This window comes from Paenibacillus sp. JCM 9796 (genome assembly GCF_055379675.1).
The window spans coordinates 4334254-4348869 of sequence record NZ_AP043723.1 but is presented as its reverse complement, the minus strand read 5'-3'; the positions used below and the strand labels follow the sequence as shown (position 1 = coordinate 4348869).

Below are 14616 nucleotides of genomic sequence, written 5' to 3'. Positions count from 1 at the left end.
TAACCTCTTAAACCGGGGAAAAATGGGCATACTTTTATCATAGAAAACCCGGTGGAGGTACGAAGACATGATCGAGAAGTTTTGGACCAAAAAGGATTTGCGTGAGTTTGTAAAAGAACACAACTTTCAATCGGTTGAACACATTCAAACAACCTTGAAGGAATTGTTTAAGGACGTACTTGAAGAGGCGCTCCAAGCTGAGTTGGATACGCAGCTAGCGTATGATCGTTACGATGCCAAAAGCAAAAAAACAAAGAACAGCCGCAATGGTTACAGCAAGAAAACCGTATCTTCGGAGTATGGGGACATTGAAATCCAAGTGCCTCGTGACCGCTTGGGCGAGTTTGATCCGGTTGTGGTGAAGAAGCATCAAACCAATGTCACAGGGATTGAAGACCAAATTGTGGCTCTCTATGCTAAGGGAGTAAGCACGCGAGATATTCAAGATCACCTGCTGAATCTGTATGGCGTTGAGGTTTCACCTACACTCATTTCAAACGTTACAAATAAAATTGTTCCCATCATTAAGGAATGGCAAAACCGGCCGCTACAAAACATCTACACGGTTGTCTTCTTGGACGCGATCCACTTTAAAGTAAAGCAGGACGGGCATATTGTAAACAAAGCGGCCTATATGGTCATTGGGATTGATCTGGAAGGCAATAAAGACGTACTCGGCATTTGGATTGGCGAGAATGAATCCGCCAAGTTCTGGCTCAGCGTACTGAATGATCTCAAGAATCGTGGAGTGCAGGACATTCTCATTGCCTGTGTAGACAACCTAACGGGCTTCACCCAGGCCATCTCTGCATGCTACCCGCAAACGGAGATTCAAAAATGTATCATTCATCAGATTCGAAACAGCACGCGATACGTATCCTACAAAGATCTCAAGAAGGTGACGGCTGACCTTAAACCCATTTACAAGGCGGCTACGGAAGAAGCTGCTCTGCTGGAGCTGGATCGTTTTGAAGAGACCTGGGGAAGTAAATATCCCCTGTTAGTGAAATCATGGAGGCAGAACTGGGATGAATTGTCGACTTTCTTCAAGTATCCTCCGGAACTTCGGAAGCTCATCTACACGACGAACATGATCGAAAGCTACCATCGGCAGCTTCGCAAAGTCACGAAAGGCAAGAGCATTTTTCCAACGGATGAATCGCTTTTAAAAATGTTATATCTTTCCACGATGGACGTACTAAAAAGGTGGACGGGCCGCGTGCAAAACTGGGGACAGATTTTGCTGCAACTCACGGTATACTATCCAGAACGCGTTCAAGTACGTTAAAAGCGGCTTTACTTGGAGGGGCAGGCATGATAGGCTGGATGCCGGTGCGAATTAGTCTTCAGCTATTCGCCCTTTCGCAAGGACATCATGCCTGCCGGAGGTTCCAAGTCAAGCCGCGGCTCACTGTTACTAGACTCGGGAAAGAGAGATTACACAAAATTATTGACAGACTCGCAAAAAGCTTTCGGCTCTGATACAGCGTCAACTCCAGCAATGGATTGCCGTTTTGCCCAGTTACATCAAGGCTTGTTTGCCGATTTCATGCTGCGAAAGTTGAGTCAATTAGATAACGGAAAGGATTTTTATCATCCCTTCCATTCAAAACTTAATCTCACCGCTTAAGTCCAGAGAAAATGACTCTATCGCCTTAATCAATCCAATCGTCCCAATAGAGATCAATCTTCCATCTCTTCGCCGGTATTGTCGAATTTTTTGACATTGTGAACAGACCAAGTCAGACTATTTGTGGATAATCTCCTATGTGGATATGTTAATAAATAAATGAAATTGAAGCCTTGTACCGCTTTTTACATGTTGAACATGTTAATATCTTGTGAATAAAATACCTAATAGCTGCTATCGCGCAAGTTTGATAATTGACTCAACATGGAGAGTCTGTTTAATTTTGAATTCCAGTATAATCGCCTCTCCACTTCGCGCTGCAAGGTCATCAGAAGGTATCTTTCTTGAACATCCACCAACTTTCTGAATGACTTGAGCTCTGATTTTTTCAAGTATCCCCTTGCTGCATACTCATCTAGTTTTTCTTGATCAACTTTTGCGCACTGAATTAATGTATCAGGGCCCAATGATTGGAGGACATCTAATGCTCGGTAGCTCACCGGTGTCGTTAGTAAAGAAAGTGTCCCTAATTCCAAAGGGATACTACTTGACTCCTGAAAGCCTTTCGTATCTAATGCTAGTACACGTTCATTGCCCCAAGCTAAGCTTAACGCCTCCTTTCTTTCATGCAATTCTCTCCAAAAACCCACCTTATTCATCAATGGCAAGCTAAAATAAGATTTATATTCGTCATCAGACAAAGAACAATCGACCCTTCCCATACGATTCGGTGTATATCGCACATACTTGTTGCCAGGAATACAGAATCGCTTAAGCTCCGCAACTTGCGCATTGGATAATAAATTCCCATCAACCGAAGCGATTTCAGGCAGAAGGCCAAGATCGTAAAGGTATTCGTTCAATTCTAACTGATTATACTCATACATACTGAAATATTGAAATTGTCCGACCACCCTAAGCCTCTTCCAAACCATCCGTTTTCTCTTTAGTGCCGATTGTTCATCACGAATCATGCCTTTCAAAATTTTAGCTTTTGCTTCTAATTGTTTTAATTCTCTGTATGAGCCGGACTGGATAAACCCCTCGATTCCGCGTACAGTCAAATCGTTCGCATCCTTTCTATGAAACTATTAGATTATGAATCTAGTACAATTATTTACAAATTAATAGAATGTATACTTGGGTTGCTCAAATTAGCGCGGCGGAGTAGCAATCTATTTCCTCATTGCGCTTGCTTGTCCACCGCTGATGAAAAATATAGAAGAGGGGTTGCCCCCTCTTCACCGCTTTGCCTTATAAAACTCATGATACAGCTTCATCAGCGCCCTCTTCTCGATCCGTGACACATAGGAACGCGAAATCCCAAGCTCCTTCGCAATCTCCCGCTGCGTCCGCTCCTCGCCGCCATGCTCCAGCCCGAACCGGCCGACGACAACCTCCCGCTCCCGCTCATCCAGGATATCGAGGTTGCGGTATATTTTGCTCTTCTCAATCTTCAGCTCGACCTTATCCGCAACATCGTCCGCCTCCGAGCCGAGAATGTCGATCAGCGTAATCTCATTTCCCTCCTTGTCCGTTCCTATGGGGTCATGAAGGGATACATCCTTCTTTGTTTTCTTCAGGGATCGTAAATGCATCAGGATTTCGTTTTCGATACAACGAGCTGCAAATGTAGCCAACTTCGTTCCTTTGTTCGGCGAGAACGACTCGATCGCTTTGATCAGCCCGATCGTACCGATCGAGATCAAATCCTCCAAATCTTCCCCTGTATTATCGAATTTTTTGAGGTTGTGAACACGAACCGATGTCATCCTCATGCTGAATAAATTGTTGGCGTTTTAACTCATCTAGTGCTCCGACTGCAGTAATCTGTACTTCGTTCCCGTCGTAGCGAATAATAACTTCATCAACCAGGGTCTCCAGGATATGTCGCTTCTCCTCAAGGGTAAGCTCGTCGCCGGCGCTCTCGATAAAGTATCGGACAGCCTTGGAGACCTCGGCAATCCGATTGGCCGATATTTCCTTCTCCGCTTGTTCTGACAACTGCTTTTCGTACCCGGCAAGCTCTTGCTCCAACGACTTTAGTCCGGCATTAATCTTTTGCATTTCGGTAAGCATCTCCTGCTCATCAATGACCTCCCGCTTGAACATGATTTTGATTTTTTCCTTTTCCTTCTCCTTCTGCTCCAGCTGACGTTTGATGTGGTCCGCGGCGGATTGAAGTTCCAGGTTAATCTCATTCGATTTGCTTTGCAGCCGCTCCATATAATCATCGGGATTAGACAATGTCTCCAAAATGAGCTGCCAGACGTAATGATCCAACATATCGGCGCGCAACGTTTGAGTTGGGCACTTCTCAACTCCTTCACCATACTTCTTTGGGAAGAGGTTTGGACATCTGTAGCATGTGTAACGGATCTTTTCTCCCGTTTCTTTATTTACCCGGCCTGTATAAGTAGTTGCTTGCCACATTCTGCCGCAATGTCCACACCGGATCATGGATTTTAACAAATACTCATACTTTACATTTCCTGACCGTTTCATGTTTATCTCTTTCTGCACCTGGGCTAATTCAAACAGTTGCGGGTCAATGATACTTGGCACGGTAACCTCGATCCAGTCCTTTTCCTCGCGAAAGGCATATGTTTTTTTCGGTGTGCCGTTCTTGGTTTTCTCCCCGCGAATCTTCCGGGTTTCTCTACGATTGTAATAGAACTTGCCGATGTACACCTCAGAAGTAAGAACCCTTCTAATGGAACTGGCGCTCCAGTTCCTGCTTTCCCCTCGTTTGGGTACTGCCCCCAACGCATAGAGTCGATCCCCGATTTCACGAAGCGTATAGTTCTCATGAACATACCAGTGGTATATCTTCTGGACAAATTCGGCTTCCTGCGCATTGATAATCAAGGTATTTTCATGAAGATCATATCCATAGGGAGCCACACGCATGGGCATGATCTTCTTATCTTTTTCCACCGCTTTGAGTCTTCCGCGTACCGTCCGCTTCTTGATTAAAGACAACTCGTATTGTGCTATGGAACTCATCAGGTTAAAGAAAAGCTGCCCTTCCGGCGTATTCCGGTATTCCGTGTCCACGAACACCAGCTCGATATTGCTCCGCTCCAGCTCACGGCAAAGGATTAATTTATCCGTCAAGTCCCTGGTCAACCGGTCGGGGTGGGTAACAATCAAGCGACGGACCAGCCCTTGCGCAACATCTTGTCTGAATTCATTCATGGCGGGCCGATCGATATCTTCACCTGTGAATCCTTCTTCGCGATAAACTTTGATCATGGATTCGGGAATTCCCAAGTCTTTCGCTTTCCGCATGCAAATCTCAATTTGTGCATCAAGGCTTGTGCCCTCTGAGGCTTGCATGCCTGTAGAAACCCTTGGATATATGGCCGTATACATGGAGGTTCGCTCTTCTCCTTTCTTATCACTATCACTTTCCAGTATGGACAAAGAGAGAAACAAAAAAACCGGCTTATTCAGTCGGTTTCAAGATCAAACGCTTTAGGATGTAATCGATAACGGCATTTTTGGCCTCTGCAGCGGATAAGGTGTTTGAGACTTGAACTGAATCACTACATAAAGTATGAGGCACATATACGATTTTGATTGTCGGCATTCGCTCCATACTTTTCACCTCAATACACCTTATTCCGTCTGCGGTTTGTCCTATCACAAGCGCATGGTGTTTTGGATATACTTGAACTCCGTTTCCATGATTCGAACAATAGCCGATTCATTTTCCGCTCCAATGAATGTCCAGTACCGGTACCCGGGCACAACGGATTGGGTAATGAATCCTGACCATGTTAAGGACTTCGATTTTAGAGCGGACATGAGTTTGTCCAAACTTAATAGGTCATTTTGATATAGATCAACGACGATCACATCGGTTCGTGATTCTAGACGGATATAACATTCTTGATCCGTGTTTGTCTGGATGACATATCCTTTTACATCTCTATTACGATCTTCAGCCATTCTCAATAACGGAATCAGGTCTTCCATACAAGTTAAAGCTATCCCGCTAAAATCATAATTTTTAAAGTTCCATCGCTCCATAACAAGCCTATCCTTATAAGCCCAATCAAAAGGAACACGGTGGATGATGCCAAATTGGGCCAGTAGCTCATTGCTGAATCTCCTAGATTTCAAAGGGTTCGTTAAGTCGAAAATTGTAGAAGATGATTCCGAAAAATCTCCCAGCAAGAGTGTTCTTAACTCCGCTGTCCTTAAACTAAAGGCATGTATCAATGCTTTTCGACGATAAGGCAAGGATAGTTTCCGTAGCAGAATACCAAAAGTTATTGGGTCAGTAGCTGCCAGTTCTTTCACCTCATACCAGTCTCGATCATGCCTGCTGATATAAGTGATTTCGTCTATTTCACCATGGATGAATTTTAAGGCTAGTTGAAGAAGGTCTTCCTTCAACCTAAGCTTTACACTCCATCAGCTTAATCCCGTATCAAAGCACTCATCATCAACTCTCCACAAATGGAGCAGATTCTTGTTTCTTTCGACCGAAATCCTCGCATAACCCGAAAACCCAACGAGCTTTTGCTCCATTTGTGGAGCAACCAGGACAGAAAACGAAAGCAAATGATACCTTTACATCAATGATGTGGACCATCGGGCCCCACCTCCTTTCTTAAGCAAAAGCTGCTGTCTGAACGGTCAAAGAAACAGAATCTGAGGGAGAGATGTAGATGGATAACGATCAGAATATTAAAAATATCGATATTTTGGGATTCATGTATTCGGATCATTGGAAGCAAAATGCGAAAACTATTGCAGAGATTGCTTCTTATGAGAACTCTACTTCGCAAGAATGTTTACAAACTGTCCCAACTGGCAATCATGATATTAAGAGTCTTAGTTGGGAGAAGGTGCTCACGTTCTTGAATACCATGTATGCATTTCGTTGGCCTGAAGAGGACGTCGAGATATGTTCACCAGAAAGTGGTTCTCTTGCATTAAATGAATGGATCTTTTCAACCCAGATTCAAGGCAAAATCTTTGCCCCCGTGCTACTGGATTACCTTGATAATAAAAAGTCGATCAAATCCACCAGCTACTTTTCTTTGATGGAATACGCACTAGAGCTCATTGATTTTTTTAAAACCCGTTATGGGCTTGATGCTAGATCCATTCAAAACAAAGAATTGGCAAATAAAGATGCACTTATTAATTTCATTGAGCATTCTTCCTACAATTTCGTTCAACGTGACATGATTCTAGCAATAGCTCGAAAATTAATCTCTAATGGGTTCGAATTAAAGAAATCAACAAACGGTATTTCTACAAAAAAGAGGACTCAAGATATAAATCATCCCGCTATCACTGCGCATATTAAAGATTTACACCGTTCAGGAGTCAAGGAAAAAAGCTTTAACGGTAAATATAAAATCAGTTACGCCCTATTTTTAAACTGGTTGAATAAAACATACGTTCAGTTCCAGAGCACTTCATGCGACGAATTACCATTGTCATTAGTTACTGAGGAGCATCTACTCGAATTCAAACAATATTTACTCCGTTTAGAAAAGAAAGGGATCTATATCAAGCAAACGGTTAGCAATTGTTTTTACGATATCCGATTCCTTCTGGCTAACCTCTATAAATTGGGCTGGCTTGCTAAAGACATAACAATGGATGTTACAGGAATCCCGTACGAGAGATACTATTATCGCGAGTTACCAACAGATGCTGAACTCCAGTGTTTTTTTCATAATATCCAACTCTATTCTGATCATCCCACATTGGAACTGGCAGCCTTTGGGTTGATGCTTTGTCTCGGTTTGCGAATTCATGAAGTTGCTAACATTCACTATCAGGATATCAATGTCGAGAATAGAACCATCTCTGTCTTCGGAAAAAACGAGAAATCGGCCATTCTACCCTTACCTGATCCGCTACAGAATTACTTTCAAAAGCTTGTTGTCAACAAAGGTCAGGATATCCATCTGTTTGGAAACAACAGCCAATCAACTATTCGCAAATTAAGGGCACAGTACAAACTTTATTCTTTTGTCTCGGGATGGAAATATCCGGGGGGTCCCCATTTACTGAGGCACACTTTCATCAGCAGGTTGTCGGAACGTACAGATTGCCCGTCACAATTGCTTATGTACTTGGCAAGACATGATCGGCCAGAAAATACTGCGCGATACGTCCACCGGAGCTCCAATCAATTAACAAATGCTGTAAACAAAATCAATTACTGAGGAGGTTCCCATGCCTAAAGTAATCAACGATACAAAGTATACCGAACTTAAAGAACAACTGAATCAGCTGTTATGTCTTTATGGTCCAGAGAAAATGCGGCAAGTTATGGAAACCTTGCCTGTCCAGACACAGACAAAACCTAATATGCCCCTGGCAGTGCGGAACGTTTCATTTCTCGAAGCCGTTGATGCTTTCTATCAAAGCAGCAAGTTTTCTGGACTTAGCCGGACCACGCAAACAACGTATCGGTCAGAGATGAAACTTTTCCAGCAACATGTCAAGGAAAAGTTTGGCGACGATCCGCAGTTTGAAAAGGTAACAAACGGCGAATTCTTGTCTGACTATATTAAGCTTAATGAGGATCCTAATACAAAAGCCAAGAAATCTTCCTTTCTTCGAACCTTCATCAAGACTACTTACAAAAAATTCTATGGGCATCAAGATCTCGGGGACTTGAAGACTATACTACGCGTTCGATGGTCAAACGATGACGCACCAAAGGCCTTTACTAAAGTGCAGATCGCAGAAATCTTGCAGATCGCTCAATCTCGTAATCATGATAGCCTTTACACTGCAATTATCTGGACTTTCCTTGGGAGTGGAATTCGCATAAACGAGCTGTGCCATCTAAGGATCGGTGATATCACACCTGATACTCAAACAATCAAGGTAACACCCAAAGGGGCTGAGAATACCAAGAAAGTCCGAAAAATCAACGAGCTCGCCTTAATGATACTCACAGATTTTATAGAGAAAAAATACAGTCGCGCTCGTGAGGTGATGCCAGATTCCGATTATCAAAGGCTCTATATCTTTTCAAGCACTGCCGGGGATAAACCCATCACATCTAGAGCCATTCAGCAATTTATGAAACGTATTATTCGCGAGTCTCGGTCGATAAAAGAGGAAGACAAAGATCGTTTAGGTCCTCACTCTTTTCGTCATTCTTTTGCCGTTCAAGGCCTTGAAGCAGGGATCGATATATACACCCTCTCAAAACTTCTAGGTCACGAGTCGATCGACAGCACGATGAAGTACTTGCGGCTTTTCGATGATCAACTTCGAGACGCCATTAACAAACACCCATTTGCTCAAGAGATTATTCAAAAAATTAGAGAAAGGTTGGAGAACAAATGAAACGTTTGTTATTGGATTCCCCTTACTATGCCAACTGGAAAAAACATACCCATCTCAAGGATTCTGCAATTTACGCTTATAGTCGCCAGTTCATGAAATTTGAACAATATCTGAGCTTAGACTTTGAGGGAGAGCTGGATTTCGATAAATTTTATTATGATACTGAATCCGAGACTTATCACCCGATCGATACTGAATGTATTGACGGTTATATCCAGTTTCTCAAGAAGAGGTTTCAGGCAAGCAAGAATACTATCTTCAATAACATTGTTTACCTGAAACATTTTTTCACGTTACTTCACGGTCTTGGGATGATTAAACAAAACCCCATGAAGAATTTTCCGAATCCGTACTATGAACGCCGAATAATAGATCGTTCCCTCTCCATTGGTGAATGTCAGCGATTATTTCAAGCAGCGCTTAAAGCCGATCCATTTGTCCGGAAGTTCTATATCCTCATATTGCTAATGTCAACGACCGCTCTTCGAAACAGGGAGATTATACAGCTAACGTACGAACAGATTGATTTTGAGCGCAAGGTTATTCTGGTGAACAAAGGGCAGAAAACCTCCTCCGAAGTCGTTTATATGCCCGATTCCCTCGTTGTTGAGTTGGAGCGTTATTTGCATCATCCGGTTGTAGAAGAATGGCAGAATTCCGGACATTCCGAGGTTTTCTTTGAAAACAATCGACCACTAACAAAAGCAGCATTAAACCGAATCATCAAGAATCTTTGCCTAGAGGCCGGTATACAAAAGACAGTCACTGCCCATAGTTTTCGACATACAACGGCATACTTGATGCAGAGCAGCGGGATTGACATTATCGCTATAAAACGACAACTACGCCATAAGCAGCTGTCGACAACTTTGCGATATGTTCCTCCAGTTGACGCTGCCAAGCTGTTGAACGACGCGTGCTCAACTCTAATTGAATAACAACAAAAAGAACCCGAAGAAAGCAAAGAAAACATGCTTCATTCGGGTTCATTATTTGAACAATTATAGTACACAAGGACAGACTACTCCCGTGTTGTAATTAATCACCATAAAGGGAATTGGATACCGAAAGCACCTGGCTCGAGGAAATGGTATCAATTAACTGTCCCGCGAGGACATGATTTGGGCCAGAGGATGGCCACTCATTAGGCTTCCGTTGGGAACAGAAGCGATAGAAGGAACAAATTTATTATATAGTGGATGTGCTTTGAAATCAATAATAGCAAAGGTCACTGTTGCTCGGCTAGTTCTCGTATCTCATAAGGACTAGCCTCTTCCGGAACTTTCATTTCATGCTCCCTTCTTAACTCTCAAAAAAATGGCATATTAACTTTATGAACTCTTTTTGTATTTGATCCAGGTCTTCGGAAGCAATGTCAATATGAAGAGCTGATATCCGGATCTCCTGATTTCCGTTATGTATCAAATAGGTTGCTAGCGGATTCCGGAAATATTTATTCGCACGGAAAACTGGGTATACCAGAAACAACCGATTGCATTGATAACGGACTGCGTAGGCCAACATTTGGTAAACATCCGACTCCGAAAGTCGAGTATTCTCTTCAGAAATGGGATTTTTATATTTCGCATCTACAATCATTTCGATTGGTGTGTCTGATCCTGCTCGGCTGCATGCGATTGTAATATCGGGTCTGAGCAGAAAAACCTCTTTTTCAGCATCCAAGTAACGTTGTGGCGTCTGATAACGGACCACCCAATCATCCGAAGATAACCCTTTATCCAACCATTGATATAACGAGAACTCAAATAATTGATTCAATGGGATCAAAAAGGTAAAGGTACGCTCGTCGCCCGCATGGACCCCAGGTTGACGGTTAAGGTAAAACATCTTAGCGAGTTCAAACACCGGGCGATAGTCTTCGTTTAACCGATTGAATCGTACTCTTTGGAACATCGATTCGGTAAGCCGGATGGGACAGATATCCTCTAAAAGCAAAAGCGCATGGCTCAAACAAGTTTTGTTTTCCTCGTTTTTCGTCAATGTTCTAAGTGAAATCATTGTGGCTTTAATGATTTGGTTAAGCAGATTGTCTTCCGTGAATTCCTGATAACTAACATAATGCTTATGCTTAAATCCCCCATTCCTGAGCAACTGCCGCTGAAAAAGGATCCTTCCTCTAATGAAGGCCAGGTTGCCCTCAAAATCTTCATATTGACGATGAATTTGCTTCTGAAAGAGTTCCAAGAACCTCTTAATGAAAATGTGAATGAAAATCTCCAGCAAATCTCCGTTCATAGCCGCTATAAGTTGAGGATCCGGAATATCTTTGACTGAAAGGAACCCGCTAGATGCCAGCAAACGGAACAGCATCCGAACGGACGAACGTTTTTCCTCTTCGAAGTCTTCAGCGGATGCCGCATCTTCATAAAGTTTGGGCAGAATCTGTAGCTGCAAGGAAGGAGTGGCGATAAATCCAACATACTTCCTTAGCAGCACTCGGTTATCTACACTGAAGCTAATATTTTGCCTTCCCCAAATGGACTCCAACGAAGATAATTCCATCCTATGTTCATTCGAGATTGGTTCCAACGAATACCTGTCTTCAAAGACGGTGATGAGTTTCGGCATCAGTCTTCTATTCCTTTATAGAGGGTCAACAAGGCCTTCTCGAAGTCGGAAACCGTATCTTTATCGGAAGGCTGCGTGCTTAAGAACCGCATGCTTCCGGATTTCTCGAAGAACTTGGTTCCAACAACCGACTGAATAGCAGCGACATCGTTGTAGAAGTATTCAGCGATTAATGGCAAAATTTTATAATACCAGCTCTTAAAAAGATCATCGATCGTTAAAACATCCATCAAATAGGCGTGGCCGATCCGATGGTCTCGATCCAGCTTCTCCGATATTTTTTCGTTAAGGCTGCGCAAAAGACTTGCAAGTTCCACCGAGCCCACTTTTGCTGTATTTTGTTCGAAAACCGCATAATCTGGTTCCATTTCCGCGAATACGAACCGTCTTCTTAGCGCGGTATCCAGCATCGCGATCGATCGATCGGAAGTATTCATCGTACCGATAATATACAGGTTCCTAGGCAACGAGAAAGGCTTTTTGGAATAGGGCAAGATCGTGCTGACCGTTTGCCTTTTGTCCTTTTCAATCAATGTTATCAGTTCGCCAAAGATTTTAGAGATGTTACCTCGGTTGATTTCATCGATGATCAAATAGTATGGTTTTTGCTGATGCTGCTGTGTCTTAACCGTTTTATTTATATCGTTGGAAATACCGATCAATTTCTGAACGTCGGACATGTGAATTCGGGGAAGTTCGTAAATCGTTTTGAGAGTAAGACTTACTCCGCCGTTCATATCGTAAATATCCGCGGGCTCCGTAAATTCTTTCAACCATGCAACCGGTCTGACGTGCGGTGCCACCTGTCCTTTTATATAAGCATAATCCCCCGTTATCACACCAATATCCCGAATCGTCCGAGGGCCATCATAGACAAAAACGATATCACCTCGTTCCATTTGGTTAATGAGAGTATCTAGCGTATTGGCGTCCATTGTAGGCTTTTGAGCCCCATCATCCCGCTCATTCTCAAGCAAGGAATAAATTTCGTCATATGATTTGTCTGTAAGGTCGATGTGATCGAGAAAATCGACCGCTATTTGTTTGCCTGCTTTACATTGGTTGTAAATGTGATCGCTGTTGCGGCGGCCGAGCGATACTTTCCAGACACGGGATCCCGAATGTATGAACTCGGCTCCCGAAATACCGGAGGACTCAGATTCCGCTTTGATAATTTGTGCTGACGCTTCTTCCACCATCTTTTTCAGAACGCCAGGCTCCACACGGTACCGAATCTCACCACCTGCTTCGTCTTGCTTCATGTCTTCTTCCAATTGGGGGCGAATACCCTCAATAAATTCCTCATACGAGTAGGACTGGTGGAAAGTGATGAAACGTACCCGTTCTTCCCGTTCAACTTGGACGAACGGGATATATCGTTTACGGAATGTATACTCAAACGCTTCAATGATGTTCTTCGTAGCGAACGTCTTCCCTGTTCCCGGCGGTCCGTATAAAATCAAATTGGGGTTGAAATCCAGCAACTCAGCATACGCACGGTATTGTTCAAACAATTCCGGCGCGTCCTCGACATCCGAAGATTCTAACGCATGCGTGATTGGCGTTTTCCCATCAGTTCCAACTTCCATATTCGGTTTGCTGATCGGTGTCTTGCGGCGGCCAACCAATACGTTGTCATAAAGGCGAATAGGATTATCCACTACAAAATAACCTTGCTTTTCCAATTCATTCAGGACGCTTTTCAAATAGTTACGTTTAATCGGCGCTTCCTCTTCGGCAAATTCAAGCAACTGTAGCAATGTATACCGTTCATTGACGGAATTTTTGTCCTCGTACAGTTTCTGCAAACTGGCATAAGGTTGGGATTGTCCATTCTTCCATTCCAATATCCCGACTATTCTTGATGTTACGAGATTGTCGATTACAACCATGATGTCGTTTTCTGCAACTGGCGGGAGTTGAGAACTTAGTGTGACGTAATAACGACGAACCGATGTAAAAGAAAGCTGATCCCAGTTTTCCATGGGAAACGCCGAGGTTGTCTCAATGGGAAAGAAACCGTGACCTGGAGTAGCTTTGTTAATTTTATTAAGCAAGTTGAGATCCAAATTGAAATATGGACTTTTAATAAATTGCACGACGGGTACAGGATGCGGCAACCGCTTGATTTCTTCGAAAAAAACAACACCTGTATCCGACGGATTAATAGGATTTACCTTATGCCCATATTCCCTCACTTTCCATAACGCAATTACGTTGGCATTGGTCACCACAAACACGAAATCCCCCGGTTCGATCCCTCCGTACCAGGTACTCTCCTTGGCGCCGGCGGCGTAATACTTCTCTTGGATTTGATGCGGTCTTCTACTGTCAAACTTGCCGAAATATACTTTGCTCATATTGGATCTCCTCGATTTCATTTATTGAAATGATGATAAATCTCATGCGGATATAAGTTCAATAGCTGCATCAGCGCTGTGCAGAAGCCGATCAGGATTGGCCCTTCACTATTCGACTGAAACTCGATCCCGCGTTCCACCAAATAGTTAGCTAGACGATCGAAGTCTGCCTCATATTTCGGGACTCTTCAAGCAACTTAAACCGTGATTTGTACCCGAGGCTTTCCACCAGCCCCTTATAGTACCATTCCTGACTATCACGTCCTCGTTTGAAACGAGACCATGCCTCCTCACCGTACTGCTTCAAGTCCCTCTTAATCGAACGAATATTGTGTAGTTTGTCTGCACAGGACGTCTGCCGAATAGCAACGGTTGCATGTTTAAGTTCATCGAGCGTATGCTGCTTTCTTTCCTCCCATGATGCACCTTTGTCCGGTTCTGAGCAGCCTTTTACGATTTCCAATACTTTAGGACCGAAGAAGGCCAGTAAATCCTCCTCCGTTGTATCGGTATCTTCCAACGTGTCATGCAAAATTCCAGCCGCGACAACTTCCTCCGAACAACCTGCCCGCTGCAAAATCATGCCCACAGCATAAGGATGACTAATGTATGGTATCACTGTGCCTTTTCGGCGCTGTTCCCGATGTGCAACGGCAGCAAACTCAATTGCCTTATCGATTAAAGTCATGGACACGGTTTCCT

11 protein-coding genes are annotated in these 14616 nt (G+C 43.4%); 4 read left to right on the top strand and 7 right to left on the bottom strand.

Translation table 11 applies throughout. From position 1 onward, the window contains the following. Nucleotides 1-67: 67 nt before the first annotated feature. Nucleotides 68-1288 carry an IS256 family transposase gene (locus tag ACZ439_RS20915; RefSeq protein WP_127608444.1) on the top strand — a complete coding sequence of 407 codons (1221 nt, stop codon included), beginning with the start codon at nt 68-70 and terminating at the stop codon, nt 1286-1288. A 566-nt stretch (nt 1289-1854) separates the two neighbouring features. On the opposite strand, the gene ACZ439_RS20910 is transcribed toward ACZ439_RS20915, so the two are convergent. From ACZ439_RS20910 to ACZ439_RS20895, 4 genes are all read right to left on the bottom strand, one after another. Beyond that, entirely contained in the window at nt 1855-2694 is an 840-nt protein-coding gene (locus tag ACZ439_RS20910; RefSeq protein WP_464620121.1) for a hypothetical protein, read from the bottom strand. 177 nt (nt 2695-2871) lie between these two features. Continuing rightward, entirely contained in the window at nt 2872-3408 is a 537-nt protein-coding gene (sigK, locus tag ACZ439_RS20905) for an RNA polymerase sporulation sigma factor SigK (RefSeq protein WP_328108706.1), read from the bottom strand. Then, complete coding sequence (locus ACZ439_RS20900; protein ID WP_464620120.1) at nt 3362-5005, bottom strand: recombinase family protein; 1644 nt, start codon at nt 5003-5005, stop codon at nt 3362-3364. The genes sigK and ACZ439_RS20900 overlap by 47 nt, the downstream gene beginning before the upstream one ends. 270 nt (nt 5006-5275) lie before the next feature. Further along, on the bottom strand, nt 5276-6034 hold the full coding sequence (locus tag ACZ439_RS20895; RefSeq protein ID WP_464620119.1) for a hypothetical protein: 759 nt from the start codon (nt 6032-6034) through the stop codon (nt 5276-5278). 275 nt (nt 6035-6309) lie between these two features. Here ACZ439_RS20895 and ACZ439_RS20890 point away from each other — a divergent pair, with 275 nt between their 5' ends. The 3 genes from ACZ439_RS20890 to ACZ439_RS20880 are packed head-to-tail and all read left to right on the top strand — an operon-like array spanning nt 6310 to nt 9903. Continuing rightward, the gene (locus tag ACZ439_RS20890; protein WP_464620118.1) at nt 6310-7827 is read left to right on the top strand and encodes a tyrosine-type recombinase/integrase; all 1518 of its coding nucleotides are present in this window, start codon (nt 6310-6312) and stop codon (nt 7825-7827) included. A 10-nt stretch (nt 7828-7837) separates the two neighbouring features. After that, complete coding sequence (locus tag ACZ439_RS20885; RefSeq protein WP_464620117.1) at nt 7838-8965, top strand: tyrosine-type recombinase/integrase; 1128 nt, start codon at nt 7838-7840, stop codon at nt 8963-8965. Continuing rightward, the gene (locus ACZ439_RS20880) at nt 8962-9903 is read left to right on the top strand and encodes a tyrosine-type recombinase/integrase (RefSeq protein ID WP_464620116.1); all 942 of its coding nucleotides are present in this window, start codon (nt 8962-8964) and stop codon (nt 9901-9903) included. The genes ACZ439_RS20885 and ACZ439_RS20880 overlap by 4 nt, the downstream gene beginning before the upstream one ends. A 364-nt stretch (nt 9904-10267) precedes the next feature. On the opposite strand, the gene ACZ439_RS20875 is transcribed toward ACZ439_RS20880, so the two are convergent. The 3 genes from ACZ439_RS20875 to ACZ439_RS20865 all read right to left on the bottom strand — a co-directional run bounded on the left by ACZ439_RS20875 (nt 10268) and on the right by ACZ439_RS20865 (nt 14602). Then, complete coding sequence (locus tag ACZ439_RS20875) at nt 10268-11554, bottom strand: McrC family protein (protein WP_464620115.1); 1287 nt, start codon at nt 11552-11554, stop codon at nt 10268-10270. Next, the gene (locus ACZ439_RS20870; RefSeq protein WP_464620114.1) at nt 11554-13914 is read right to left on the bottom strand and encodes an AAA family ATPase; all 2361 of its coding nucleotides are present in this window, start codon (nt 13912-13914) and stop codon (nt 11554-11556) included. The genes ACZ439_RS20875 and ACZ439_RS20870 overlap by 1 nt, the downstream gene beginning before the upstream one ends. A 151-nt stretch (nt 13915-14065) precedes the next feature. Then, nucleotides 14066-14602 carry an HD domain-containing protein gene (locus ACZ439_RS20865; RefSeq protein ID WP_054797326.1) on the bottom strand — a complete coding sequence of 179 codons (537 nt, stop codon included), beginning with the start codon at nt 14600-14602 and terminating at the stop codon, nt 14066-14068. Nucleotides 14603-14616: the final 14 nt, after the last annotated feature.